This is a genomic window from Pseudidiomarina marina (assembly GCF_003987045.1).
GTDB classification, from domain to species: Bacteria; Pseudomonadota; Gammaproteobacteria; order Enterobacterales; family Alteromonadaceae; genus Pseudidiomarina; species Pseudidiomarina marina.
The window spans coordinates 679,452-704,545 of sequence record NZ_PIPZ01000001.1 but is presented as its reverse complement, the minus strand read 5'-3'; the positions used below and the strand labels follow the sequence as shown (position 1 = coordinate 704,545).

Below are 25,094 nucleotides of genomic sequence, written 5' to 3'. Positions count from 1 at the left end.
TAGGATAATTCATGAAGTATTTGGCAGTTTTTGGTTTGAGTTTTTTGGCCTTGGCGTGCTCGCCTGAGCAAACAGCCACAACCGCGCCGAACGCACAGGTAGCGGATGAGGAATTTGATACCAGCCACATGCAGCGCATGGGGTTTGTGGTGGAATCTGCACGTCCAGCCCATATCGATGGCTTGATGGAAGTAATCACCGATCAAGGTTTAGTTTACGCCAGTAAAGATGGGCGTCATATTGTCAGTGGTCGTATTTACGAAATTACCGGCAGCGAGCCGAATAATGTCAGCGAAGCGGTACTTGAAGCCATGCGAGTGAAGGATTTAGCGCAGGTTGAGGATACTGTGATTGAATATACCGCGCCGAACGAAAAGCATGTAATTCATGTATTTACCGACACCAGTTGTGGCTATTGCCGACAGTTGCACGAACGCATCGACGAATACCTTGCCTTGGGCATTTCGGTGCGCTATTTAGCATGGCCGCGCAACGGCATGCAGAGCAACGCCGCGAGTGATTTGAAGAATGCGTGGTGTGCAGATGACCCACAAGCTGCGTTGAGCGCTGCAAAAAATGACGAAACAATAACGTCATCATCATGTAATGATCCGGTTGCGCAGCATTATGCACTTGGTCATAAGTTTGGTGTTCGTGGCACACCGGCCATTGTATTCGAGTCGGGACGTATGCTACCAGGCTATGTTCCACCTGAGCGTCTTGCTGCGGAACTTGATAAATAATCATGACTGATATCAGCATTCATCGTCGTCCCACTGTCGCAGTCGGCGATTGGGCTTCTGGCATGCCGCCACTATTGGCGCAAATTCTTGCTCGCCGAGGCATTGCCGAAACTCAGCAACTGGATCTCGGAGCCAAGCACTTACCACACTTTAATTTGCTGAAAGGTGCCGATGTTGCGGCAAAGATTCTTGCTGATGCGATTTTACAGCAACAAGCGATATGTATTTGCGGCGACTTTGATGCTGATGGCGCGACATCGACAGCTTTAATGGTTTCGGTACTTCAGGCATTAGATGCGCCGCAGGTTAGTTATATTGTGCCGAATCGTTTCGCTGATGGTTATGGCTTATCACCAGCGGTAGTGGCACAAGCACAACAGCAAGGCGCTCAGATAATCGTGACAGTTGATAGCGGCATATCGTGTCATGCAGGAGTTGCTGCAGCCAAAGCAGCGGGTATGACCGTGATAATTACTGATCACCATTTGCCGGGCGCAGAATTGCCGAATGCCGATGTTATTGTCAATCCGAATCAGCCCAACTGTGACTTTCCTAGCTCGAATATTGCTGGGGTAGGCGTTGCATTCTATGTGCTGTTGGCATTGCGTCATGAACTGCGTGAACGTGGCATCGAAACACCGAATTTAGCGCAATGGCTCGACTTAGTTGCAGTTGGTACTGTTGCTGACGTGGTGAAACTTGATGGCGTTAACCGCATTTTGGTGCAGCAGGGGTTACAGCGGATTCGGGCTGGTTATTGCCGTCCTGGCATCGCCGCATTACTTCAGGTTGCCAACCGTGACCCACAGCAGCTTCAAGCCAGCGATCTTGGCTTCGCTATCGGGCCACGAATCAATGCCGCCGGGCGATTAGATGATATGGCCGCCGGCATAGAATGCTTGCTCGCGGATAATTTGACGCAAGCCCAACAATACGCATTGCAACTTGATGCGTTAAATAAAGCGCGTCGCAATATCGAAACTGAAATGCGTGAAGAAGCTGAAGCCTATGTGGCACAACTCAATGCCGACCGTGACCGATTACCAGCCGCGCTGGTGCTCTACCAAGCAGGCTGGCATCAAGGCGTAGTTGGTATCGTAGCGGGGCGAGTTAAAGAGCAATGTCATCGACCGGTGATAGCCTTTGCCGACAGTGACGACGGTTATTTAAAGGGGTCGGCGCGCTCGATTCCGGGGTTACATATTCGCGACGTCTTAGAACGTGTGCATAGCTTACATCCAAACTTAATTGAACGGTTCGGTGGCCATGCTATGGCCGCTGGACTGACTCTCGCGCACGAAAATTTAAACGAATTTCGACAGGCGTTTACACAACAGGTTGAAACTTGGCTGGGTGACGAAGAGCTTACTTGCACCATTTGGTCGGACGGCGAGCTCGATGCGGATTATCTGCAAGAGCCATTTGTGCGCCAATTGGAAGCTTATGGACCGTGGGGACAAGGGTTTCCGGAGCCGATTTTCGATGGTGAGTTCCGCATTGTAAGTCAACGTTTGGTGGGGGAGCGTCATTTGAAATTGGTGCTTGAAACGCCACAACGTGTGGTTGTTGATGCGATTGCATTTAATATTGACTTAGAAACCTGGCCTGATGATTCCGTGCAGCGCGTGCATGCTGCCTATAAAGTTCAATTAAATCACTTTCGTGGACGCACTTCTGTGCAGCTACAACTAGAGCATTTTTACGCTTTGCGGTAGAATACGCCCCCTTTGTGAACAACCATGCAAACAACTTGCTATTGAGATTGAAAAACTATGTTCGAAACGAATGCTACTTATGTTGCGATAAAAGAAATGCGTAAACGCAGCGAGCTACTTCGGGGGTATCTTTGACTACACTCAGAAAGTAGAGCGCCTTGAAGAAGTGACTCGTGAGCTTGAAGACCCGAGCGTTTGGAACGACCAAGAACGTGCTCAGGCCTTAGGGAAAGAGCGCGCGAGTCTTGAACAAGTGGTTGAAACGTTGAACAATCTCGCGCAAGGGCTGGATGATGTTGAGGGTTTAGTCGAATTGGCGGTTGAAGCCGATGATGAAGAAACTTATAACGATGCGGTTGCTGAACTTGACCAATTAGAAGGGCAACTGGCAACACTCGAGTTCCGTAGAATGTTTTCTGGCGATCATGACGCCTCAGACTGTTATTTGGATATTCAAGCCGGTTCGGGTGGTACGGAAGCCCAAGACTGGGCGAACATGTTGTTGCGGATGTATTTGCGCTGGGCCGAATCGCATGATTTTAAAGCGGAAATTACGGAGCTTTCTGAAGGTGAAGTCGCTGGCATCAAATCAGTCACGGTGCGTGTACAAGGTGAATATGCTTACGGTTGGTTACGTACCGAAACCGGCGTACATCGATTAGTACGTAAATCACCTTTTGATTCAGGAAATCGTCGGCATACGTCGTTTGCTTCGGTGTTTGTCTATCCAGAGGTCGATGACTCTATCGAAATTGAAATTAATCCGGCCGACTTGCGCGTCGATACTTACCGTGCGTCAGGTGCCGGTGGTCAGCACGTTAACCGTACTGACTCGGCGATTCGTATTACACACGAACCTACCGGCGTGGTGGTGCAGTGCCAGAGCGACCGTTCACAGCATAAAAACCGTGATGCGGCGATGAAGCAATTACGAGCGAAGTTGTTTGAGTTAGAATTGCAAAAGCAATTAGCTGAAAAACAAGCGCTGGAAGATTCAAAGTCAGATATTGGTTGGGGCAGTCAGATCCGCTCTTACGTGCTCGATGATGCACGGATTAAAGATTTACGTACCGGTGTTGAAAACCGTAATACGCAAGCGGTACTTGATGGTGCGCTTGACCCATTTATTGAAGCAAGTTTGAAATCAGGTTTATAAATTGAAGTTGCAAGGCCTGAAGCCTTGCGAAAAGAGGAAACTTACCCATGAACGATAAAACGCAAGCCCCTGAGTTGGACGTCAATGAACAAATCGCCCAGCGCAAGGCTAAGCTTGCTGCGTTGCGCGAGCGAGGCGTAGCATTCCCGAATGATTTCCGTCGCGACAGTTTAGCTGCTGAATTGCATGAACAGTTTGATGGTTCTGAGAAAGAAGAACTCGCGGCGAAAGGCATTCGCGTCAGTGTTGCTGGTCGTATGATGACGCGTCGTATTATGGGCAAGGCTAGTTTTGCAACCATTCAAGATATGTCGGGCCAAATTCAACTGTATGTGGCGCGCGACAATCTGCCGGAAGGCTTTTATAACGAAGAATTCAAAAAGTGGGATCTCGGTGACATCGTTGGTGCCTCGGGAACGCTGTTTATCACCGGAACTGGTGAGTTGAGCGTACAAGTTGATGACGTTCGTCTATTGACTAAGGCGTTGCGTCCGTTACCTGATAAGTTCCATGGTTTATCGGACCAAGAGATGCGCTATCGTCAGCGCTACTTGGATTTGATTACTAATCAAGAGTCTCGCAATACCTTTATTGTGCGTTCAAAAGTGGTCGATTACATTCGCCGTTACTTAGCTGAAAAGCAGTTCTTGGAAGTCGAAACGCCGATGATGCAAACCATTCCAGGCGGCGCTGCTGCGCGTCCGTTTGTCACGCATCATAATGCCTTAGATATGCAGTTATATCTGCGTATTGCGCCTGAGCTTTATCTGAAGCGCTTGGTTGTGGGCGGTTTCGAAAAAGTATTTGAAATTAACCGTAACTTCCGTAACGAAGGTCTATCCACCCGTCACAACCCAGAGTTCACGATGCTTGAGTTCTACTGGGCCTATGCAGACTACCAAGACTTAATGGATTTAACGGAAGATATGCTACGTGGCATGACCACCGAAATTCTAGGGTCAGCGCAATTTGAAAGTGAAGGGGTTCAGTACGATTTCAGTAAGCCGTTTGCGCGAATGACGGTTAAAGAAGCGATTTTGGCGCACCTGCCAGCAGCAACCGATGCACAGCTTAATAGTATTGAGCAAGCAACGGCATTGGCTGAATCTTTAGGCATTAAAGTGAAGCCAAATTGGGGCTTGGGTAAAATCCAAATCGAGATTTTTGAAGAGGTTGCGGAACACAAGCTAATGCAACCAACCTTTATTACCGCTTACCCAGCTGAGGTTTCGCCATTGGCTCGTCGTAACGATAACGACCCATTTATTACCGACCGCTTTGAGTTCTTCGTGGGTGGACGTGAGCTGGCGAATGGCTTCTCGGAGCTTAACGACGCTGAAGATCAGGCAGAGCGCTTCCGTGAACAAGTTCAGCAAAAAGAAGCGGGTGACGATGAAGCGATGTTCTATGATGAAGATTACGTGACCGCTCTGGAGCACGGCTTACCGCCAACAGCGGGTGAGGGTATCGGGATTGATCGGTTGGTGATGTTGTTAACTGATTCGCCGTCAATTCGTGATGTGTTGTTGTTCCCGCACATGCGCCCACGTAAATAACGGCAAAAGCGATATTAGCTGTTAGATATTAGATATTAGAGGTGGCCCGGCGTTTTACGCCGGGCTTTTTCGTTTTACGAATAACCAGTAACGAACAACGAATAACGAGTAACCAGTAACCAGTAACCAGTAACCAGTTAGGCTTTAGGTAGCGCTTGTAACAAGTCGTTTAAGAGCTCGTTCTTATCTTCAATTCCAGCCGATAAGCGCAGTAAATCAGGTGGGCAGGGGGTGCCTGCACCTTCAACGCTGGCGCGATGTTCAATCAAACTTTCGACGCCGCCGAGTGACGTGGCGCGTTTCCATAGTTTGGTGTTCGCCGCAAGATGCACTGCTGCGCTCTCACCACCTTTAACGCGAATGGATAACATCCCACCGAAACCGCCATGCATTTGCTTACAGGCGACCGCATGCCCCGCAAAACTTGGTAATCCAGGATACAACACTTCAAGAATTTGTGGATGCTGTTCGAGTTGCTCAGCCAAGAACATGGCATTGCTGCAGCTCTCTCTTACCCGTAAGTGCATGGTCCGCATGCCGCGGAGCAATTGCGCTGCGTCATGCGGGCTAGGAACGGCGCCACCTTGTGCGCGCACCGCGCGAATACGCTGCCAATAAGGCGAGTCTTGTTTGGTAATTAGCGCACCAGCAATCACATCTGAGTGGCCGTTTAGATACTTCGTCGCGCTGTGCATGACAATATCTGCGCCTAGCGCGAGAGGTTGCGTCAGCAATGGTGTCGCACAAGTGGAATCGACAGCAACCGCAGCACCGGCTGACTTTGCTAATTCACTGATGGCGGCGATATCACTAATGGTCCACATTGGATTACCAGGGGTTTCTAGCCAAACCAACTTGGTTTGTTGCGGCTTGATTGCTGCAGCCACCGTTTCAAGATCAGTCATGTCGACAAAATCGATACGTAAACCCCAATCGGTGGCGAAGTTTAGCAGCCAATTGCGCAGTGCCCAATACATGACCGTTGGTGCAACCACATGATCACCGGGCTTTAAACCTAAAAATACGGCTGTAGCGGCCGCCATACCCGAGCCAAATAATAATGCTTGCTCGCCGCCTTCAAGTTGACATAACAACTGCTCAACAGGCTTATACGTTGGATTGTCTGCACGCGAATAGACGTTGCCAGTTGGGTAGGTATTATCCGCACCGCGAATGTAGGTGGTGGCTACGTGGATAGGGAGCACGACACCTTGACTTTCTTGGTCGATTTTACCGAGCGCCTGAGCAAGTGCTGTGGCAGCACTAAATGGATAAGCTTTGCTGTTAGTCATGAATAAAGTCACTTGTAAAAATTGCAAATGTGGCGATCAGTATACGCTGTATTACGCATAAAAAAACGCACCCGAAGGTGCGTTTTTGTCGCAATTTTCTGCGAATTAGCCGTGGTTATGGTTACCATCAGCATGCACGTGGCCGTGGTCCAATTCGCTTGGATCCGCATCACGCACTTCAACTACTTCAACGTCAAAGTTTAACGTTGTACCAGCTAACGGATGGTTGCCGTCGACCGTTACTTCGTCATCGCTCACGTCAACAATCATCACAGACTGCTCACCAGCATCAGTGCTAGCGCGGAACTGCATGCCAACAGCCACTTCGTTGTCACCAAATAAGCTGCGTGGAACGGTTTGAATAAGACCGTCGTGACGCTCGCCGTAGGCATCAGCTGGTTGAATTTCAGCTTCAAATTTGTCGCCAGTTGCTTTACCGTCAAGCGCGTTCTCAAGACCTTTAATCAACATACCGCGCCCAAAGATAAATTGTAGCGGTTGACCTTCTTTTGATTGATCCAGAACTTGGCCTTCGGCGGTTTTCACGGTGTAGTGAATTCCAACAACTTTGTCCTGGCTAATAGTTTGACTCATGATTCATCCAAGTTATAAGGCAGTGGGTAAATTTCCAAAAGACTCGCGTCATCATCTTTTACTCTTAGCTTAGTATCTGCCTCAATATCGCTTGGCAATACTGCTAATAGATCAAGTTGATTGTCAGCACGGCTCACTGCATTAATTACCGTACCGGCACGTCGCCAATTGTCACCAAGTTGCTGTTCCAGCGTGGCACCGGCTGAAACCGATTGCCCTTGGCCAACTAAACGAAACAGTGCTCGCTTCTGCTTGCCCAGATATTTCATCCGAGCGATGGTCTCTTGGCCGATATAACACCCCTTGGTAAAACTAATACCATGCAACGCCTGTACGTTCAGCATTTGGGGTACATACTCTAATAGTGTACCTGAAACTAGGGTCGGTCGACCACGTTCAATTTCAAGTGCATTCCAAGCATCCATTGAAGAATTCGTAGGGAAGTTATCACGTTCGGTTACCAAAAGGTACTGATCTGGCTGGCTACCCAAAGTTAATGCCACACCATCTGAAAACCCAGTAACCGCTTGTTTATCGGTAACGTTTAGCGGTTGTTCAAGCCACTCGGCTAAACGAGCTGGCGCCGCTGTACCGAATACGCCAAACAGTGATAATTGCTCAGACGCATCGACGATATCCGTTTTACTAAATACACCAAATTTTTGTAACTGGGCCAAACTGGCGGCAATCGCGTCTTTATGGCTAAGCAATAACACACTATCAGCAAAGCGAGTGACGAATAGCGTACTCATCGCTTTACCTTTATTGTCGCAGTGTGCGGCATATAACCAGCCATGGTCACTGAGTTGCTTCATGTCACAGGTTAATTGCCCCTGTAAAAACTCATCTGTTTGCGGACCGGTCAGACGAATAATGCCGTAATCTGTTAATGAAACCGTTACGTATTCAGGCTGAGCTTTGGTAAACTCTGTATCTAACACACGAAACCTCACTTTCTCATCGATAAACGAATAGATGGGGATGTTTTTTCATTATACAAGCCGTTTTATTTCGCGACGCATTATTTTTGTCGTAAAAGAAGGATTCGCATGGAAAAGTTGCAACAAAATGCCGACACATTGAAAGATAAAAATCGTCTTCGTTGGGCGTGCCGCCGCGGTATGTTAGAACTCGATGTTTTATTTATGCCATTCGTTGAAGAAGCTTACGATGATCTCAATGCACAACAGCAAGATGCTTTTCGACGCTTGTTAACGTGCGATGATCCAGATTTATTTGCGTGGTTTATGGGCCATCAAAAATGCGAAGATGACGAATTAGCAGCTATGGTAGCGTATATTCTTGGCCGCGTTAAAGTTTAACGCCAGGTGCATTTGTCATGCTTTGGCAATTGACGGTTCGGCCATGGGTATGGCTGCGGTCGCCAGCGTATGTATGGGGTGTGAATAACGAAACTGGTGTTTGGGTAAAACTCGACGATTTAGATCAAACCTGCTGGCACTTGCAGCCGTTATCGTGGGTTACTCCATGGGGCGCTTTGCTGATTCTGCACCATCCGAATACTGCGCGGCGCTGGTTATGGCTACCGCGCAGTTGGCTTGGCGATGCGCAATATCGACGATTAGCTCGATTTTTGTTGCGCTGGCGTCAATACGGTCGGCTTTGCCTCAGCGAGTAAATCAGGGTAGTCGAGGTTGTAATGCAGCCCGCGACTCTCATGTCGTGCCATGGCACTACGCACGATTAATTCAGCCACTTGCACCAAATTACGTAGCTCCAACAAATTATTACTTACTTTGAAGTGACTGTAATATTCATGGATTTCTTGTTGCAGCAGTTCGATACGGCGCAAAGCGCGCTGTAGCCGTTTGTTGGTTCTGACGATACCAACGTAGTCCCACATAAATAAACGTAATTCGTGCCAGTTATGTTGAATGATGACTTCTTCATCGGAATCGTTTACTTGGCTCTCGTCCCATGCGGGAAGATCGATACGCAACTGGACCTGCTGTAGTTGCTCGATGATATCGATCGCCGCAGCCCGTGCGAACACTAAGCATTCTAGCAACGAGTTGCTCGCCATACGGTTAGCTCCGTGCAAGCCGGTGTAGGCAACTTCGCCGATGGCATATAGGCTATTGAGTGCGGTTCGTGCGTGCAAATCGGTTTTCACACCGCCACAAGTGTAATGGGCTGCTGGAACAACTGGCATCGGCTCTTGACTGATATCTATCCCTAAACTTAAACACTTGTCATAAATATTCGGAAAGTGCTCTTGGATGAACGCTTTCGGCTTATGCGAAATATCCAAATACATACAATCCGCGCCAAGACGCTTCATTTCATAATCAATCGCTCTGGCAACCACATCACGTGGTGCTAGCTCTGCTGCCGGGTGAAACTCTGGCATAAAGCGACTGCCATCAGGGCGTCGTAATACAGCGCCTTCGCCGCGTAATGCTTCGGTTAGCAAGAAAGACTGCGCATTCGGATGAAACAAGCAGGTTGGATGAAACTGATTAAATTCCATGTTAGCGACTTGGCAGCCAGCTCGCCACGCCATGGCAATGCCATCGCCACTCGCAACATCGGGGTTGCTCGTATACTGATAAACTTTGCTAGCACCACCAGTGCACAAAGCCACAAATCGAGCAGCTATGGTTTCAACACGTTGATTTACGCGATTCAGTATGTACGCACCGTAGCATCGCTGTGCGCCGCCTACGTGCTTATGCGTGATCAAATCAACCGCATTCACGCGTTCTAGTATCGTAATATTCGGATGTCGTTTCGTTTGCTCGACCAAGGTCGTTTGCACGGCACGACCCGTCGCATCGGCAGCGTGCAAAATGCGGCGATGGCTATGGCCACCTTCTTGATTTAGGTGAAATTGACCATCATCGACGCGATCAAAACCAACGCCGATATCAATTAGCCATTGCAAGCTTTCTTTAGCGTGACTTGTGGTAAACTTAACCGCTTCAATGTCACATAATCCGGCACCGGCAACTAAAGTGTCTTCAACGTGGCTTTCAATGCTATCATTCTCATCGAATACAGCAGCGATACCGCCTTGTGCGTAGTAGGTTGAGCCTTCGGTTAACGGTCCTTTAGATAGCACGGTAACCTGGGCATGGTCAGCGAGTTGTAAAGCTAGGGTTAAACCAGCTGCGCCGCTACCAATAATGAGTACATCGCATTGATAATGTGACATTTGTTCCATAAAGTATGTGGGATAATTTGCGTGACAACACGCTGATCTGCCAAAGGAATAGAAGCGATTTTACTCTTTTGAATTTTTTTTGCGAACTTTTTACGAACACTTGGGTCATACTTTGCAAGTACGCAACGGGCCTAATATCTGACGTAGCTAGGGGTTGAGGAGAGCGGGCTCGGATGAGCGAACAAGAAACAGATAAAGCCCTGGTAGAACGAGTGCAACAGGGCGACCAAAGAGCCTTTGATTTGTTGGTAAAAAAATATCAGCACAAAGTGATGAGTCTGATATCACGCTACGTCAAACAACAGGCTGATGTGCCAGACGTAGCTCAAGAAACATTTGTGAAAGCCTATCGTGCATTAGCGAACTTTCGTGGCGATAGCGCGTTTTATACTTGGTTGTACCGCATAGCGGTGAACACTGCGAAAAACTATTTAGTGGCACAAGGGCGAAAACCACCAGCCAACGATGTTGACGCAGATGAAGCAGAATACTACGAAGGAAGCGGTGCTCTAAAAGATAGCGCTTCTCCAGAAAGTATGTTGTTAACGGATGAGATTCGTGACGTCGTAATGCGAACCATCGAGGATTTACCTGAAGATTTACGTCGTGCTATAACACTGCGTGAAATTGAAGGTTTAGGTTATGAAGAAATAGCCATTGAAATGGATTGTCCTATTGGCACGGTGCGTTCACGAATTTTCCGAGCGCGTGAAGCTATAGATCAACAATTACGGCCGTTATTAGAGCGCTAAACTGAATTTGAGGAAGCTTTATGTCTGATCGTCGCAAACAAAATGCCTCAGCATTACTTGATAATCACTTCGGTGATTCAGGTGCTGATGCTGAACGTCCATTTAATGCTGAACTTTCAGCATTGCTGGACGATGAACAGGCACGTGCTACATGGCAGCGCTACGCGTTGGTAGGGCACGTGATGCGGGGTGATGCGCAAACCAATCAACAGCTTGATATAAGCGCTCGTGTTGCCGCGCAAATTTCGCAAGAATCAGTGATCGTAAAACCGTCTGTACAACAAGGCGGTGCAATGGCGCGTGCGGCCAGTCGTTGGCTTAAACCTGCTGGTAGTATTGCTATTGCAGCGAGCGTTGCTGTGGTGGCCGTGCTTTCGGTACAGCAACCGGTTGTAGAAACTGAGCAGGCAACACCAAGTGTTACCTCGCCAGCGCTAATCACGAATCCGTTTGGTGGGCGTAACCCGGTAAGTTACAATACGATGGTTGAGACACAAGCGCCGTCAGAGGCAGAGATTGCTCAACAGCGCCAGTTGTTACAGTCGTATATGTTAGATCATCAGCGTCAATTGCAACTATCATTGCAAGCTGATAAAGAACAGCAGCAACAAGAATCATCAACCGTTGAGAAGTTAAACGAACAGAATGACTAAATACGTCGTCGCGATTGCACTTTGGTTTGTGGCAATCGCTCCTATCGGCGCGAGTGCTCAGCAAGAAGTTAATGCAGAACGCGCCGCCAATATGGGCCAGATTTGGTTTGACCGCATGGCTCGTTCGTTGCGTGACCTTAATTTTGAAGCGACCCTAGTCCAAAGCCAAGGTCAGAGAATACAACCGCTTCTGTGGTTTCATGGAAACTACGATCACAAGACCGACCTCGAATTATTAATTTATCTGAACGGCGCCGATACTCGTGCGCTACGTGTTGGTGATCAAACCTATTACTACTCGCAAGCAGGTGGCTCATATACGCTGCAATCGGATGTTACGATTGGCCTGATACCACCTGCGTTCTATGAACCATTTGCGAATATCAATCAGCATTATCAGGTTATTGCCAGTGGTGGAATGCGCGTGACAGGGCGTCCTGCTCAGTACCTACGATTAATCAGCCGTGATGACAACCGTTATCACTATGACCTATGGGTTGATCGTGATTCAGGGATGCTCTTAAAACTACAAATGATGACCCCACAAGGTGAAGTACTCGAACAATTACAATTAACATCGATTAGTTTTTCTGATCAAATACCTGAGCAACTCACCGAAGTGAGCGCAATTCAGCGGCCGCCTAAGTTATATGATACCCAGCAACTCGCTGAGCTTCGTTTCCCATTGCGCCCGAGTTGGTTACCTGCTGGTTTTGATTTGCGTCGTTCACACCATCGTCAGCTGTATGATACCCAGTTACCAACTGATTATTTTTTGTTTAGCGATGGACTGACGGAATTATCGATCTATGTGTCTGACCAACGCGCTCAAAAACTACCGAGTTTGGCATATCAAGGTCCTGAATCGCTTGTTAATACCTTTGTCGATGGGCATGCCGTGACCGTCGTTGGCAAATTGCCGGCTGATACGCTACGTCGGATAGCCGAGAATATGGCGATATCAACTCAGGAATCGCAACAGTGATTCGAGAGCTTGCCGAAGTGATCGCTGTAGAAAGCGATTCTTTATTAGTGTCTACCGAATTAAAAACCGGCTGTAACGGCTGTGCACAGCAGAATACTTGCGGTGCGGGGATTATTTCAAAGGCGTTCTCTGATCGCCGTGCTGAATTTCGCATTCATCGGCCAAAAGGGCAGTTTACTCCCGGTCAGCAAGTCGAGTTATTACTTCCTGAACAAGCACTTACACGTTACTCCCTGATGGTATATTTACTTCCAATTCTAGCCTTATTACTCATCGCAATTGCAACGCGGCAACTATTGTCGTGGCCAGAGGGATGGGTGATTCTTAGCGCTTTTAGTGGTTTTGCATTCAGCTTTTATCTATTGCGGCGTTGGTTACAGCAACGTGACATTCAGGTTGCGCAACTGTTGAGCGTGCAACAAATCGATTAAATTTACCCGAAATTCTTTGTCCCGAACCGCATAAATCAGTATGATCAGCGGTTAGTATTTATTCCTTATTTTTTGTTGTTGCGGGGGCATTAATGCCAGAGAAGGCGTTTAAGCAAGCAAATATTCGCAATTTTTCAATTATTGCGCACATCGACCATGGTAAGTCGACTCTTTCTGATCGTCTTATTCAGCACTGTGGCGGTTTAACTGACCGTGAAATGGCTGAACAAGTACTTGATTCAATGGATCTTGAACGCGAGCGTGGTATTACCATTAAAGCGCAGAGCGTAACCCTGCACTACACCGCACTCGACGGCGAGACTTATCAGCTAAACTTTATTGATACACCGGGGCACGTTGATTTTTCATACGAAGTATCACGTAGTTTGGCTGGTTGTGAAGGCGCCTTGTTGGTGGTTGATGCAGCACAAGGCGTTGAGGCACAAACCTTGGCCAACTGCTATACCGCAATTGAAATGGACCTTGAAGTAGTTCCGGTATTGAACAAAATCGATTTACCGCAGGCCGATCCAATGCGTGTTGCTGAAGAGATTGAAGATATTGTCGGCATTCAGGCGATTGACGCGGTGCAGTGTTCTGCCAAAACCGGTATCGGCATTGATGAAGTTTTAGAACGCATTGTTAAGCAAATACCGCCTCCACAAGGTGATCCTGACGATCCGTTACAAGCGTTAATCATCGATTCTTGGTTTGACAATTACCAAGGTGTGGTGAGTTTGGTGCGCGTTAAAAATGGCGTGTTACGTGCTGGCGATAAAATGAAAGTCATGTCGACTGGGCAGACGCACCAGATTGATAAAGTTGGATTTTTCTCACCCAAAGCAACAGAGACCGGTATTTTACGCTGTGGTGAAGTAGGGTTTGTTATTGCTGGTATTAAAGAAATTCACGGTGCGCCAGTAGGGGATACCCTGACTTTGGCGAAACAACCGGCTCCGCAACCATTACCGGGCTTTAAAAAAGTAAAGCCGCAGGTTTACGCGGGAATGTTCCCAATTTCGTCGGACGATTATGAAAACTTCCGTGATGCGTTGGCGAAACTTTCTTTGAACGATGCATCACTGTTCTATGAACCAGAGAACTCCGCAGCGCTTGGTTTTGGTTTCCGCGTGGGTTTTCTCGGTATGCTGCATATGGAGATTATTCAAGAGCGCCTAGAACGTGAATATGATATCGATTTGATTACTACTGCACCGACGGTGGTATATAAGGTTATCACCAAAGATGGTAAAGAACACAAGGTGGATAATCCTGCCAACTTGCCGGCCGTAAATGATATTGAAACCATTTACGAGCCTATTGTCGAAGCGAATATTCTCGTTCCACAAGAATATCTGGGGAACGTGATTACACTGTGTATTGATAAGCGCGGTGTACAAACGAAAATGGCTTATCATGGCAATCAAGTCGCAGTAACGTACGAATTGCCAATGGCTGAAGTGGTCATGGATTTCTTTGACCGTTTAAAATCAACGAGTCGCGGTTATGCGTCGCTTGATTATAACTTTAAACGCTTCCAAGAAGCGGACATGGTGCGAGTTGATGTGTTAATTAACGGCGACAAGGTGGATGCCTTGGCGATGATTACACACCGCGATAATTCTCAGGGCCGTGGTCGTGAATTGGTCGATAAAATGCGTGAGTTAATTCCAAGACAAATGTTCGATATCGCAATTCAGGCGACAATCGGCACACACGTTATCGCTCGCTCTACGGTGAAGCAATTGCGTAAAAACGTTACTGCGAAGTGTTATGGTGGTGACGTAAGTCGTAAGAAGAAACTGTTACAAAAACAAAAAGAAGGTAAAAAGCGAATGAAGCAGCTTGGTAACGTCGAAGTACCGCAAGAAGCATTTCTTGCTGTGCTGAAAGTTGGCAAGTAATGCAATTTGCTTAGTGCGCTAGGAATCAAAATTAAATGGCTAACTTTTATTCGATTGTGCTGACGCTAGTAACTATCGTTGCAGGTTTGATTTGGCTTTATGATGCTAAAATGAAAAAACCTGCGCGCTTGGCGACTATCGCTAAATTAGAAGAGCAGACGAACAAAACTTTGGATGATGAAGAACGTGAACGGGTTGCGCCGCAAGGTCGAGTGGCGGAATTTGCACAAAGTGTTTTCCCAATTTTGTTTATCATTTTAATTGTTCGTTCTTTTTTCTATGAGCCATTTCGAATTCCATCAGCATCGATGATGCCAACTATGCTGGCTGGCGATTTTGTGTTGGTACAAAAGTTTAGCTATGGTGTGCGTGATCCGCTATTTCGCACTGAATTGCTGGAAACTGGAAAACCAAACCGTGGCGATATTGCGGTGTTCAAATTTCCAGTCAACCCACAGGTTGATTTCATCAAACGTATTGTGGCAACGCCAGGTGATCGAATCATCTATCGTAATAAAACATTGTATTTAGAGCCTGCTTGCGTTGATAACTCGGCTGAATGCCCACAGTTGCAGGTAATTGAACGCAACGTACAACAGCAAGATGAAGTTTATTTCAGTCGTACTACACCATTGCAACGTTTTTCGGAGCAACTTGGTGAAGTGAAACATGAAATTCTCATCGATCCGACCGTAGCGCCTCGCACCGCTTACTATTTTCAACAAGCAGGCACAGCGGCTGACGAATGGATAGTGCCAGAAGGGCATTATTTTGCGATGGGTGATAATCGTGATAACTCTGAAGATAGTCGTTATTGGGGCTTTGTTCCGTATGAGAATTTAGTCGGCAAAGCGACATTTATTTGGATGAGTTTAGAGTTTGACCGCGGCCCTGATTCTTGGGTGCCAGAGTGGCTCCCAGATTGGGTTCCCTCGGGGGTTCGCTGGCATCGTCTTGGCAATGTGGAGTAGGGCGTGAGTTTACCGAAACCACCACTGAAACAACTTGAAAAATCTTTTGGTTATACCTTTAAAAATCGTGATGCGCTGACGCAGGCGCTGACGCACCGTAGTGCTGCGGCTAAACACAATGAACGTCTCGAGTTTCTCGGCGATTCAGTGTTAGGCATTATCATTAGTGAAGCGTTATTTGAACAATTCCCTGATATTGATGAAGGCGATTTAAGCCGCATGCGTGCAACGTTAGTGTGCGGGCGTAGTCTTGCGAAATTAGCGCAACGTTTCGATTTAGGGAAGTTTTTGGTGCTTGGCCCAGGTGAAATGAAGAGCGGTGGGCATCGTCGCGAATCAATACTCGCTGATGCGGTTGAGGCTTTACTAGGTGCCATGTATTTAGAAAGCAATTTGAACACTTGCCGCGAGGTTGTACTAAACTGGTATGCGAAACAATTAGCGGCAATCAAACCAGGTGTAAGTCATAAAGACCCGAAAACGCGATTGCAAGAGTATTTGCAGGGGCGCCAGTGCGCGCTTCCTGTTTATGAAGTTGTCGCGACACAGGGGCAAGCACATAACCAACAATTTACCGTAAGTTGTCAAGTTGATGGGTTAAAAGAGCCGATTCTAGGAACAGGAACGAGTCGCCGTAAAGCCGAACAACAAGCCGCAACCGAAGCGCTTGAACAACTTATTCAGCAGGATAATTCATGACGGAACCGCAACATAGTTCAGAATCAGCGTTTGTCGCCATTGTCGGGCGTCCGAATGTTGGGAAATCAACGCTACTTAATCGTATTCTCGGGCAAAAAATTAGTATTACCTCAAGCAAACCACAAACGACACGGCACCGCATTTTGGGGATCGAAACCGAAGGCGAGCGCCAAATTGTTTATGTGGACACACCGGGTCTTCACCAAGACGAAAAACGTGCGATTAATCGGTTAATGAATCGCGCAGCATCAAGCTCATTGAGTGGTGTCGAAGTGGTGTTATTTGTGGTTGAAGCGGGCAAGTGGGCCAGCGACGATGAAATGGTTCTCAATAAGCTGAAAAAATCAGAGCGCCCAGTTATTTTGGTCATTAATAAAATTGACCTGTTTAAAGATAAAACGGAGTTGCTACCGTATTTACAGCAGCTTGCCGAAAAGCATCAGTTCGCTGAAATCATCCCGTTATCAGCGGCAACCGGCGCGCAAGTGGAAGCCTTGCGACAAATCGTGCACAACTATGCACGTCCGGGCGTTCATCACTTTCCTGAGGACTATGTGACAGATCGCTCGCTACGCTTTATGGTGGCAGAAATTATTCGCGAGAAGCTCATGCGCTTTACCGGAGATGAATTGCCATACAGCACGACCGTTGAAATTGAACAATTCAAAACAGCGCCATCAGGCACGACGCATATCCATGCATTAATACTCGTTGAACGTGACGGCCAAAAACGCATGGTGATTGGTGCCGGCGGTAGTAAATTAAAAACCATCGGTACTGAGGCACGTCGAGATATTGAGCCTTTGGTTGGCGGTAAAGTTCACCTACAGTTGTGGGTGAAAGTGAAATCCGGCTGGGCTGATGATGAGCGTGCTTTACGTAGCTTAGGTTACGGCGAGGATTAAGCGGTGGAACCGGCGTTTGTATTGCATCGCTGGCCCTATCAAGACAGCAGTTTACTGGTTGAATTGTTCTCTGCTGAGCACGGTCGTTTTCGTGCCATTGCAAAGGGTGCGAAACGACCGAAAAGTGCTTGGCGCAGTATCTTGCAGCCTTTTACGCCATTGCAGATTAGTACGCGCGGCCGACATGAATTACAAACTTTGGTTGCCGCAGAAGCGCTGGATACCAGCCTGAATTTGAAAGGAACGTCACTCTATAGTGGCTTCTATGTCAATGAACTGGTGCAACGCCTGACTACGCCATACCACGTGGTTGATGGCCTGTTTCAAGATTATCAAGATACCTTGGAGTTGCTCACCCAAGTGAGTCATGTGGAGCCAATATTACGACGCTTTGAATGGCAATTACTCTGTCATTTAGGCCATGGCTTTGATTGGCACATGGACACCCACGAACAACCTATAATCGAAACTCAGACGTATCAATTTATACCTGAAGCTGGATTTTCCCTGACTCATGCCAGCAATCAGGTCGATATCATTGTGTTGAGTGGTGCCGATATTCTGCGACTCGGTGATTTTGAAGTTACCGATCAGCGCCTGCTAAACTTATTTAAACGACTGATGCGAGTGGCATTACAACCTTATTTAGGAAACCAACCGCTGCGTAGTCGCCAACTCTTTGTTCAATTTAAGGATTTGTCATGAATTCAACCGTTGGAATTGCGCCGATTTACTTAGGTGTCAACATTGACCATGTCGCCACTGTTCGTAATGCTCGTGGTGTTAGCTATCCCGATCCGGTAACGGCTGCGGCCATTGCTGAGCAGGCCGGTGCGGATGGTATTACCGTGCATTTACGCGAAGATCGCCGTCATATTAACGATCGCGATGTTGAGATTCTCGCAAAAACTTTGCAGACCCGTATGAACCTCGAGATGGCAGTTACTGACGAAATGTTAGCGATTGCCTGTCGTACCAAGCCGACTTTTTGTTGTTTAGTGCCAGAAAAGCGCGAAGAATTAACCACTGAAGGTGGTCTCGATGTTGCCGGCCAGCAAGCTAAGATCACCAAGGCGGTAGCGCAACTTGCCGAGCATGGAATTGCGACCAGCTTATTTATTGATGCGGATAAACGTCAAATTGATGCGGCCGTTGCTACAGGCGCTCCGATTATTGAGTTACACACCGGCCATTACGCTGAGCAGACTACTGAGAAAGCACAGTTGCAGGCACTCGCACAGTTACGAGATGCTGCAGAATATGCGCAGGCGGCGGGATTACAAGTGAATGCTGGACATGGTTTGCATTATCACAACACGGCGCCGATTGCGGCAATTCCACAGTTGGTTGAGCTGAATATTGGCCATGCAATTATTGCTCGAGCGGTGTTAGTTGGGCTTGAACAAGCAGTACGCGATATGAAAGCGATTATGCAACAGGCGCGGTTACATGGCTCAGTTTTATAAGCCGCAATCGCGAGCCACAAAACCACAGCGATTAACCGAACAGCAGGTTGTTGGTTTGGATCACCAAGGTCGAGGTATTATTCGTACCGCTACCGGTGTGCGGTTCGTGCCTGGGGCATTACCAACTGAGCGAGTAACCATTACCGTTCAAGGCAAACATGATGCGCAGCTAGAGCGAGTTCAAACGACGAGCAAGCAGCGCGTGACGCCGCTTTGTGCTTTTTATGAGCAATGCGGGGGCTGCGATTTGCAACACCTAGCGTTATCTGCGCAGCGTGAGCATAAGCAGCAGGTGGTGGCAGAAATACTCGCGAAATTTGGCCAAGTTGAAGCGCAGCAATGGCTCGAACCTTTGGCTGGCGACGATTGGCATTATCGTCGACGAGCACGGTTGGCGGTGCACTATGACGCCAAACGCCAGCAATTCAAGATGGGATTTAGAGCGCCGAAGAGCAAACGAATAACCGTGATTGATGCTTGCGTGGTGTTAGCTGAGAACCTAAATAGGCTCATTCCCCCGTTACAACTTCTGCTCCCTCAACTTGAGTTAGTCAAACAGCTAGGTCATGTTGAATTGATTGAATTTGAACATCAGGTCGTGGTGTTGTTGCGACTCCGAGAATGGCCAAACGAGAGCGATCAGAAGCAACTCCAGCAGTTTGCAGCGCACTACGAAGTAGCTGTATGGTGCGACACAGAACAACAGCTAGCACCGTTAACCGCATCAAATCCATTGAGCTATCGCACGGTGGGCGCGAGTATTAACTGTTCACCTACGAATTTCATGCAAGCGCATCGGCAGCTTAGTGAAAAAATGGTTGAACAAGCATTAACTTGGCTTGATATTCAGCCAAACGATAAAATTCTAGAGCTGTATGCTGGCAGTGGTAATTTCAGTTTACCGATGGCGTTAGCTGGAGCGCAAGTTACGGCGATTGAAGGCGTTGCGTCGATGGTTGAGCAACTTAAAGCCAATGCTCACAATGCTCAATTAAGTATTGCGGCATTTTGCACCGATCTTGAACAACCGTGGTCGCGCCAAGCCTGGAGCCAAGAGCAATTCACGAAAGTGTTGTTAGATCCTGCCCGCGCTGGAGCTCCGCAGGCTATTAAAGAAGTGGCTACACGACAACCGCAGAAAATTGTCTATGTTTCCTGTGCGCCCGATACCCTTGCTCGCGATGCAAAGGTACTGAAAGATAATGGTTATACCTTAAAACAAGCGCAAGTGGTTGACATGTTTCCGCAGACCCATCACATTGAGGTCATCACATTATTCGAACGGGAGTAACACGGTGGTTTGGGTGCGTAGTACGCATGTTGATAAGCCGCATCAGCATGGCGATTGGCTAGCAGAATTAGATTCGGACGAACGCTGTGCACAGCTACGTGAACATGCTGAGCGCCTAAAACACATTTGTGAAAGCTCGAAGCAGCCACAGCTTCTGGTGAAAGGCGAAGAGATGGTTGAGATTTTAATTGGTCTCAACCTTGATCAAGAATCACTCATTGCAGCGCTTTATAGTCCAGCCTTTGAATCCCAACTCATTGATTTAGAACAAGCTTTAGCGTGGGGTGGCAAAAGCCTTCCAGTATTACTTGAAGCAGTGCAACAAATGCAGACCATCAGTGCGCTGCAACACTTTCAACACGGTAAACCCAGTCTTGTACAAATAGACAATGTGCGGCGCATGCTACTGGCGATGGTTACCGACGTTCGGGCGGTATTAATCAAGCTAGCTGAACGTATCTGTTTTTTACGTGAAGTTAAAACGCTCGACGAAGAAACGCGTGTCCTTGCCGCCAAGGAGTGCAACGAAATTTATGCGCCGTTAGCCAATCGTCTTGGTATTGGTCAGCTCAAATGGGAACTTGAAGATCTCGCATTTCGCTATTTACATCCATCCACTTATAAAGCCATTGCAGCTCAACTACATGAACGGCGTATTGACCGTGAGATTTATATCAATGACTTTCTGCAAACATTACAACAAGCGCTAGATGACGAAGGGGTGCAGGCAACGGTTTATGGCCGGCCAAAACACATCTACTCAATTTGGCGCAAGATGCAGAAAAAGCATCTTAGCTTTGACCAGTTATACGATATTCGCGCGGTACGTATTATCACCGACTCGCTGAAAGACTGTTATGCAGCGCTTGGCGTTGTGCACAGTTTATGGCGTCATATTGCTTCGGAGTTTGATGATTACATCGCCACCCCCAAAGCCAATGGTTATCAGTCGATTCATACGGTGGTATTGGGTCCTCAAGATAAACATGTTGAAATTCAGATACGCACGCAGGCGATGCACGACGACGCCGAACTTGGTGTTGCCGCACATTGGATGTACAAAGAGGGCGGTGCTGCGGGTAAAGGTTCAGGCTTCGAAGAAAAGATAGCCTGGTTACGTAAATTGCTTGCCTGGCATGATGATATGGCTGGTCATGAAGGCCTTGTCGATGAAATACGTTCGCAAGTATTTGAAGACCGTGTCTATGTTTTTACGCCAAAAGGCGAAGTCATTGATTTACCTGCCGGTGCGACGCCGTTAGATTTTGCTTATTACATTCATTCACAGGTGGGGCACCGTTGTGTTGGTGCCAAAGTGGATGGTCATATTGTGCCGTTTACTTACCACTTGAAGAATGGCGAGCGAGTCGAAATTCTTACACAGAAAAATGCTCAACCACGCCGTGATTGGTTAAACCCTGCGAATGGTTATTTACAAACCTCGAGAGCACGCGGCAAAGTTGTTACCTATTTTAAAAAGCTTGATCGTGATAAAAACCTCAAAGCAGGCAAAGAGTTACTTGAAGCTGAGTTAGCGAAACATAATGTGCCATTGGCGCAAGCGGAAAGCATATTAGAACGCTTTAATATGGTGCATTTAGATGATTTACTCGCGGCAATTGGCGCTGGTGATGTACGGCTGCAACAAGTGGTCAACCAATTGCGCCCCGAAACCGACAGTGCAGCTGAACGCATCGAACGCTTAACCGCGCGTAAGGGAAAAGCAACTCGCAGTGGTAAACAAAGTGATGTAACGGTTGAAGGAATAGGTAACCTGTTGGTGCAGTTTGCGAAGTGCTGCCAACCGGTTCCCGGCGATTCGATTTTAGGATTTGTTACGCAAGGGCGCGGTGTTTCCGTGCATCGAACGGATTGTGAACAACTCAAACATTTATTGGAACAACATCCAGAGCGTGCATTAGAAGTTAGTTGGAGCCAAGCGAAACGCGGCAACTATCGGGTGAACATCCGCATTGACGCGGACGATCGTCAAGGCTTGTTGCATGATATTACGAGCGTCCTTGCGAACGAAAAAGTCAATGTCGCGCAACTTGATTCACGCTTGGATACAGCGACACGCCAAGCGCTGGTAACCGTTGGTATTATTGTAGCTGGTGCGGAAGATGTACAACGTCTACTCAATAGAATTGGACAGTTGAAAGGGATACACAACGTGGAAAGGGTCACACAATGAGTCAGTCAGAAAACTTTCAGGGGGTTGCGGCCCTACTGGAGGTCATGCGTCGATTACGGGATCCTAATGGCGGCTGTCCATGGGATTTAAAGCAATCTATGACGACGCTAATCCCATACACGATCGAAGAAGCATACGAAGTTGCTGCGGCTATTACCGAGGGCAATTTAGCGGAAATTAAAGATGAGTTAGGCGATTTATTGTTTCAGGTTGTTTTTTATACCCAACTGACTGCCGAGCAACAGCAATTTACCTTTGATGAGGTGGCACAACAGACGGCGGAGAAGCTTATTCGCCGCCACCCTCATGTATTTGGCGACAGTAACAGCCAAACTGATGAAGAGATTAAAGCTCAGTGGGAGCAGATAAAAACCGAGGAACGCGCTAAAAAAGGGCAGCATGAGAGTGTTTTTAACGGTATTCCAGATAATCTGCCGAGTATTTTACTAGCGCTTAAATTGCAGAAGCGAGCCGCCAATGTCGGTTTTGACTGGCCGAACATACAACCTGTTCTCGCCAAAATTCACGAAGAGATAGCCGAAGTTGAAGAGGAACTCGCCCGCGAGGAGCGTGATCAACAGGCGCTTGAAGCGGAAATTGGTGATGTTTTGTTTGCCGTAGTGAACTTAGCACGGCATGCTCAAGTTAACCCGGAGCATGCGCTACGACGCACGAATTTGAAATTCAAACGTCGTTTTCAAGCCATCGAGCAACGTTTACGCGAATTAGATAAGAATCCCGAGGAACTTAGCTTGGATGAACTTGAGAGCCATTGGCAAGCAGTGAAGACCGATGGGTGATTTGCTAAGTGAGTTAATAAATAGGGGAACAGCTAAGCAAAAGTTACCGATGATGCGATTTTAAATTGTCGGCAAGCGATGCTTCAGGTATACTGTTTTCCCGTCTTGAAGCAAATCCCTTTTTAACCTGACGACTTAGGTTTCGCATGACAACTAATTATATTTTCGTCACCGGCGGTGTTGTATCTTCGCTGGGCAAAGGCATTGCTGCAGCTTCACTGGCGGCAATTCTTGAAGCTCGTGGCCTAAAGGTCACGATTCTAAAACTCGATCCTTATATTAACGTCGATCCGGGCACCATGAGCCCAATTCAGCACGGTGAAGTATTTGTCACCGAAGATGGTGCTGAAACCGATCTTGATCTTGGTCACTATGAGCGCTTCATTCGCACGCGCATGACTAAGAAAAACAACTTCACTGCTGGCCGTGTCTACGAAGATATTATTCGTCGCGAACGTCGCGGTGAATTCCTTGGCGCAACCATTCAGGTTATCCCACACATCACCAACGAAATTAAGCGTCGTATTATTGATGGTGGTGCTGGATACGATATCGCTATTATCGAAATTGGCGGCACGGTTGGTGACATTGAGTCACAACCATTCCTTGAAGCTATTCGTCAGTTAGCCACTGAAGTAGGGCGTGACCGTACCTTGTTTATGCATCTAACCTTGGTGCCATTCTTGGGTGCGGCTGGTGAAGTGAAAACCAAGCCAACACAACACTCAGTGAAAGAATTACGTTCAATTGGTATTCAACCTGACATTTTGGTGTGTCGTTCAGACCGTGCGTTGCCGGCAAACGAGCGCGCGAAAATTGCATTGTTTACCAATGTGGAAGAAAAAGCTGTTATCGGCTTAAAAGATGTCGACAGTATTTATAAAATTCCAGCGATTTTGAAATCGCAAGGGTTGGACGAAATTGTCGTGCACCGCTTCCGCATGGATTGTCCAGAAGCTGATTTATCGGAGTGGGAACAAGTTCTTTACCAAGAATCTAATCCGAGTGGTGAAGTGACTATTGGGTTTGTGGGTAAATACATTGAATTACCAGACGCCTATAAGTCAGTAAACGAAGCCCTAGCACATGCAGGTTTAAAGAATCGATTAACCGTCAATATTCGATATATTGATGCGCAAGACGTCGAAACCAAAGGGGTGGCAAAACTTGCTGATGTAGACGCGATTATCGTACCTGGTGGTTTTGGTGAGCGCGGCATTCTCGGTAAAATTATGGCGGCTCAGTACGCTCGTGAAAACGGCATTCCGTATTTAGGTATCTGTTTGGGTATGCAAATTGCGTTGATTGAATATGCGCGTAATGTTGCGGGCCTTAAAAATGCTAATAGCACCGAATTTGATGCGAAAGCTGAGCATCCAGTGGTTGGCCTAATTACCGAATGGATGGACGCGAAAGGTCAAAAAGAATTACGCGATTCCAGTTCAGATTTGGGAGGCACGATGCGTTTAGGTGCCCAGCCATGTAACCTCGTGAAGGGTACCAAGGCGCGCGATCTTTATGGTAAAGATGTGATCAAAGAACGTCACCGTCACCGCTATGAAGTAAATGGTCATTACATTGAACAATTGGAACAAGCCGGCTTGAAAATTTCTGGCTGGTCGCATGATAATCGATTGGTTGAGATTATTGAGATTCCTGAGCATCCATGGTTTGTTGCAGCGCAGTTCCATCCGGAATTCACCTCAACACCGCGTGATGGGCACCCATTGTTCCGTGGCTTTATTGAAGCCGCAGGTATTTATCAGAAAAAGCGTCGCGCCTAGGCGTCGCGTGTATTAACAG

24 protein-coding genes are annotated in these 25,094 nt (G+C 47.5%); 20 read left to right on the top strand and 4 right to left on the bottom strand.

The genetic code is table 11. The annotated features are described in order from the left end of the window. Window positions 1-11 precede the first annotated feature (11 nt). The 4 genes from dsbC (at window position 12) to lysS (ending at window position 5,170) form a co-directional block, all read left to right on the top strand. On the top strand, window positions 12-743 hold the full coding sequence (gene dsbC, locus CWI76_RS03335; RefSeq protein WP_126758940.1) for a bifunctional protein-disulfide isomerase/oxidoreductase DsbC: 732 nt from the start codon (window positions 12-14) through the stop codon (window positions 741-743). A gap of 2 nt (window positions 744-745) precedes the next feature. Next, window positions 746-2,458 (top strand): single-stranded-DNA-specific exonuclease RecJ, encoded by a 1,713-nt coding sequence (gene recJ / locus CWI76_RS03330; RefSeq protein ID WP_126758939.1) that lies wholly within the window; start codon window positions 746-748, stop codon window positions 2,456-2,458. 57 nt (window positions 2,459-2,515) lie between these two features. Beyond that, a protein-coding gene (gene prfB, locus CWI76_RS03325) for a peptide chain release factor 2 (protein ID WP_126758938.1) occupies window positions 2,516-3,614 on the top strand; the annotation gives its coding sequence in 2 pieces (ribosomal slippage) (window positions 2,516-2,590 and window positions 2,592-3,614; 1,098 coding nt in all). Window positions 3,615-3,661: 47 nt separating this feature from the next. Continuing rightward, on the top strand, window positions 3,662-5,170 hold the full coding sequence (gene lysS / locus CWI76_RS03320) for a lysine--tRNA ligase (protein ID WP_126758937.1): 1,509 nt from the start codon (window positions 3,662-3,664) through the stop codon (window positions 5,168-5,170). Window positions 5,171-5,307: 137 nt separating this feature from the next. Here the strand turns inward: lysS and CWI76_RS03315 are convergent, their stop codons facing one another. The 3 genes from CWI76_RS03315 to ygfZ all read right to left on the bottom strand — a co-directional run bounded on the left by CWI76_RS03315 (window position 5,308) and on the right by ygfZ (window position 7,997). Then, window positions 5,308-6,462 carry a trans-sulfuration enzyme family protein gene (locus CWI76_RS03315; RefSeq protein ID WP_126758936.1) on the bottom strand — a complete coding sequence of 385 codons (1,155 nt, stop codon included), beginning with the start codon at window positions 6,460-6,462 and terminating at the stop codon, window positions 5,308-5,310. A gap of 105 nt (window positions 6,463-6,567) precedes the next feature. Beyond that, complete coding sequence (locus CWI76_RS03310) at window positions 6,568-7,056, bottom strand: FKBP-type peptidyl-prolyl cis-trans isomerase (RefSeq protein WP_126758935.1); 489 nt, start codon at window positions 7,054-7,056, stop codon at window positions 6,568-6,570. Further along, window positions 7,053-7,997: a tRNA-modifying protein YgfZ gene (gene ygfZ, locus CWI76_RS03305; protein WP_126758934.1), complete on the bottom strand. Its 945-nt coding sequence runs from the start codon at window positions 7,995-7,997 to the stop codon at window positions 7,053-7,055. The genes CWI76_RS03310 and ygfZ overlap by 4 nt, the downstream gene beginning before the upstream one ends. A gap of 108 nt (window positions 7,998-8,105) precedes the next feature. Here ygfZ and CWI76_RS03300 point away from each other — a divergent pair, with 108 nt between their 5' ends. Beyond that, window positions 8,106-8,378: an FAD assembly factor SdhE gene (locus tag CWI76_RS03300; RefSeq protein WP_126758933.1), complete on the top strand. Its 273-nt coding sequence runs from the start codon at window positions 8,106-8,108 to the stop codon at window positions 8,376-8,378. 17 nt (window positions 8,379-8,395) lie between these two features. Beyond that, window positions 8,396-8,695 (top strand): YgfX family protein, encoded by a 300-nt coding sequence (locus CWI76_RS03295; RefSeq protein ID WP_126758932.1) that lies wholly within the window; start codon window positions 8,396-8,398, stop codon window positions 8,693-8,695. Here the strand turns inward: CWI76_RS03295 and nadB are convergent. Next, window positions 8,639-10,240 (bottom strand): L-aspartate oxidase, encoded by a 1,602-nt coding sequence (gene nadB / locus CWI76_RS03290; RefSeq protein ID WP_126758931.1) that lies wholly within the window; start codon window positions 10,238-10,240, stop codon window positions 8,639-8,641. The two genes, CWI76_RS03295 and nadB, sit on opposite strands and share 57 nt — an antisense overlap. A gap of 173 nt (window positions 10,241-10,413) precedes the next feature. Between nadB and rpoE the strand changes: the two genes are divergently transcribed. The 14 genes from rpoE to CWI76_RS03220 all read left to right on the top strand — a co-directional run bounded on the left by rpoE (window position 10,414) and on the right by CWI76_RS03220 (window position 25,075). Then, the gene (rpoE, locus tag CWI76_RS03285) at window positions 10,414-10,992 is read left to right on the top strand and encodes an RNA polymerase sigma factor RpoE (RefSeq protein WP_126758930.1); all 579 of its coding nucleotides are present in this window, start codon (window positions 10,414-10,416) and stop codon (window positions 10,990-10,992) included. 20 nt (window positions 10,993-11,012) lie between these two features. Further along, window positions 11,013-11,645 carry a sigma-E factor negative regulatory protein gene (locus tag CWI76_RS03280; protein ID WP_126758929.1) on the top strand — a complete coding sequence of 211 codons (633 nt, stop codon included), beginning with the start codon at window positions 11,013-11,015 and terminating at the stop codon, window positions 11,643-11,645. Further along, window positions 11,638-12,630, top strand: coding sequence for a MucB/RseB C-terminal domain-containing protein (locus tag CWI76_RS03275; protein ID WP_126758928.1), 993 nt, complete (start codon window positions 11,638-11,640; stop codon window positions 12,628-12,630). The genes CWI76_RS03280 and CWI76_RS03275 overlap by 8 nt, the downstream gene beginning before the upstream one ends. Continuing rightward, window positions 12,627-13,061, top strand: a complete 435-nt coding sequence (locus tag CWI76_RS03270) for a SoxR reducing system RseC family protein (RefSeq protein ID WP_126758927.1) — start codon at window positions 12,627-12,629, stop codon at window positions 13,059-13,061. The genes CWI76_RS03275 and CWI76_RS03270 overlap by 4 nt, the downstream gene beginning before the upstream one ends. 92 nt (window positions 13,062-13,153) lie before the next feature. After that, entirely contained in the window at window positions 13,154-14,965 is a 1,812-nt protein-coding gene (gene lepA, locus CWI76_RS03265; protein WP_126758926.1) for a translation elongation factor 4, read from the top strand. Between the two features lie 35 nt (window positions 14,966-15,000). After that, window positions 15,001-15,936, top strand: a complete 936-nt coding sequence (gene lepB / locus CWI76_RS03260) for a signal peptidase I (protein ID WP_126758925.1) — start codon at window positions 15,001-15,003, stop codon at window positions 15,934-15,936. 3 nt (window positions 15,937-15,939) lie between these two features. Then, window positions 15,940-16,635, top strand: coding sequence for a ribonuclease III (rnc, locus tag CWI76_RS03255; protein WP_126758924.1), 696 nt, complete (start codon window positions 15,940-15,942; stop codon window positions 16,633-16,635). Further along, the gene (era, locus tag CWI76_RS03250; RefSeq protein WP_126758923.1) at window positions 16,632-17,540 is read left to right on the top strand and encodes a GTPase Era; all 909 of its coding nucleotides are present in this window, start codon (window positions 16,632-16,634) and stop codon (window positions 17,538-17,540) included. The genes rnc and era overlap by 4 nt, the downstream gene beginning before the upstream one ends. 3 nt (window positions 17,541-17,543) lie before the next feature. Continuing rightward, window positions 17,544-18,245 (top strand): DNA repair protein RecO, encoded by a 702-nt coding sequence (gene recO / locus CWI76_RS03245; protein ID WP_126758922.1) that lies wholly within the window; start codon window positions 17,544-17,546, stop codon window positions 18,243-18,245. A gap of 14 nt (window positions 18,246-18,259) precedes the next feature. After that, complete coding sequence (pdxJ, locus tag CWI76_RS03240) at window positions 18,260-19,006, top strand: pyridoxine 5'-phosphate synthase (RefSeq protein WP_126759366.1); 747 nt, start codon at window positions 18,260-18,262, stop codon at window positions 19,004-19,006. Beyond that, complete coding sequence (gene rlmD / locus CWI76_RS03235) at window positions 18,990-20,297, top strand: 23S rRNA (uracil(1939)-C(5))-methyltransferase RlmD (protein WP_126758921.1); 1,308 nt, start codon at window positions 18,990-18,992, stop codon at window positions 20,295-20,297. Before pdxJ ends, rlmD begins: the two co-directional genes overlap by 17 nt. Before the next feature lie 4 nt (window positions 20,298-20,301). Further along, window positions 20,302-22,491: a GTP diphosphokinase gene (gene relA, locus CWI76_RS03230; RefSeq protein ID WP_126758920.1), complete on the top strand. Its 2,190-nt coding sequence runs from the start codon at window positions 20,302-20,304 to the stop codon at window positions 22,489-22,491. Further along, the gene (gene mazG, locus CWI76_RS03225; protein WP_126758919.1) at window positions 22,488-23,291 is read left to right on the top strand and encodes a nucleoside triphosphate pyrophosphohydrolase; all 804 of its coding nucleotides are present in this window, start codon (window positions 22,488-22,490) and stop codon (window positions 23,289-23,291) included. The genes relA and mazG overlap by 4 nt, the downstream gene beginning before the upstream one ends. 146 nt (window positions 23,292-23,437) lie before the next feature. Beyond that, window positions 23,438-25,075, top strand: coding sequence for a CTP synthase (locus CWI76_RS03220; protein WP_126758918.1), 1,638 nt, complete (start codon window positions 23,438-23,440; stop codon window positions 25,073-25,075). Window positions 25,076-25,094: the final 19 nt, after the last annotated feature.

What these genes read in the sequence shown, in the direction of transcription:
- dsbC (WP_126758940.1), top strand. Translation starts at nt 12, where the DNA reads ATGAAGTATTTGGCAGTTTTTGGTTTGAGTTTTTTGGCCTTGGCGTGC.
- recJ (WP_126758939.1), top strand. Translation starts at nt 746, where the DNA reads ATGACTGATATCAGCATTCATCGTCGTCCCACTGTCGCAGTCGGCGAT.
- lysS (WP_126758937.1), top strand. Translation starts at nt 3,662, where the DNA reads ATGAACGATAAAACGCAAGCCCCTGAGTTGGACGTCAATGAACAAATC.
- CWI76_RS03315 (WP_126758936.1), bottom strand. Translation starts at nt 6,462, where the DNA reads ATGACTAACAGCAAAGCTTATCCATTTAGTGCTGCCACAGCACTTGCT.
- CWI76_RS03310 (WP_126758935.1), bottom strand. Translation starts at nt 7,056, where the DNA reads ATGAGTCAAACTATTAGCCAGGACAAAGTTGTTGGAATTCACTACACC.
- CWI76_RS03300 (WP_126758933.1), top strand. Translation starts at nt 8,106, where the DNA reads ATGGAAAAGTTGCAACAAAATGCCGACACATTGAAAGATAAAAATCGT.
- CWI76_RS03295 (WP_126758932.1), top strand. Translation starts at nt 8,396, where the DNA reads ATGCTTTGGCAATTGACGGTTCGGCCATGGGTATGGCTGCGGTCGCCA.
- nadB (WP_126758931.1), bottom strand. Translation starts at nt 10,240, where the DNA reads ATGGAACAAATGTCACATTATCAATGCGATGTACTCATTATTGGTAGC.
- rpoE (WP_126758930.1), top strand. Translation starts at nt 10,414, where the DNA reads ATGAGCGAACAAGAAACAGATAAAGCCCTGGTAGAACGAGTGCAACAG.
- CWI76_RS03280 (WP_126758929.1), top strand. Translation starts at nt 11,013, where the DNA reads ATGTCTGATCGTCGCAAACAAAATGCCTCAGCATTACTTGATAATCAC.
- CWI76_RS03275 (WP_126758928.1), top strand. Translation starts at nt 11,638, where the DNA reads ATGACTAAATACGTCGTCGCGATTGCACTTTGGTTTGTGGCAATCGCT.
- lepA (WP_126758926.1), top strand. Translation starts at nt 13,154, where the DNA reads ATGCCAGAGAAGGCGTTTAAGCAAGCAAATATTCGCAATTTTTCAATT.
- lepB (WP_126758925.1), top strand. Translation starts at nt 15,001, where the DNA reads ATGGCTAACTTTTATTCGATTGTGCTGACGCTAGTAACTATCGTTGCA.
- era (WP_126758923.1), top strand. Translation starts at nt 16,632, where the DNA reads ATGACGGAACCGCAACATAGTTCAGAATCAGCGTTTGTCGCCATTGTC.
- rlmD (WP_126758921.1), top strand. Translation starts at nt 18,990, where the DNA reads ATGGCTCAGTTTTATAAGCCGCAATCGCGAGCCACAAAACCACAGCGA.
- mazG (WP_126758919.1), top strand. Translation starts at nt 22,488, where the DNA reads ATGAGTCAGTCAGAAAACTTTCAGGGGGTTGCGGCCCTACTGGAGGTC.
- CWI76_RS03220 (WP_126758918.1), top strand. Translation starts at nt 23,438, where the DNA reads ATGACAACTAATTATATTTTCGTCACCGGCGGTGTTGTATCTTCGCTG.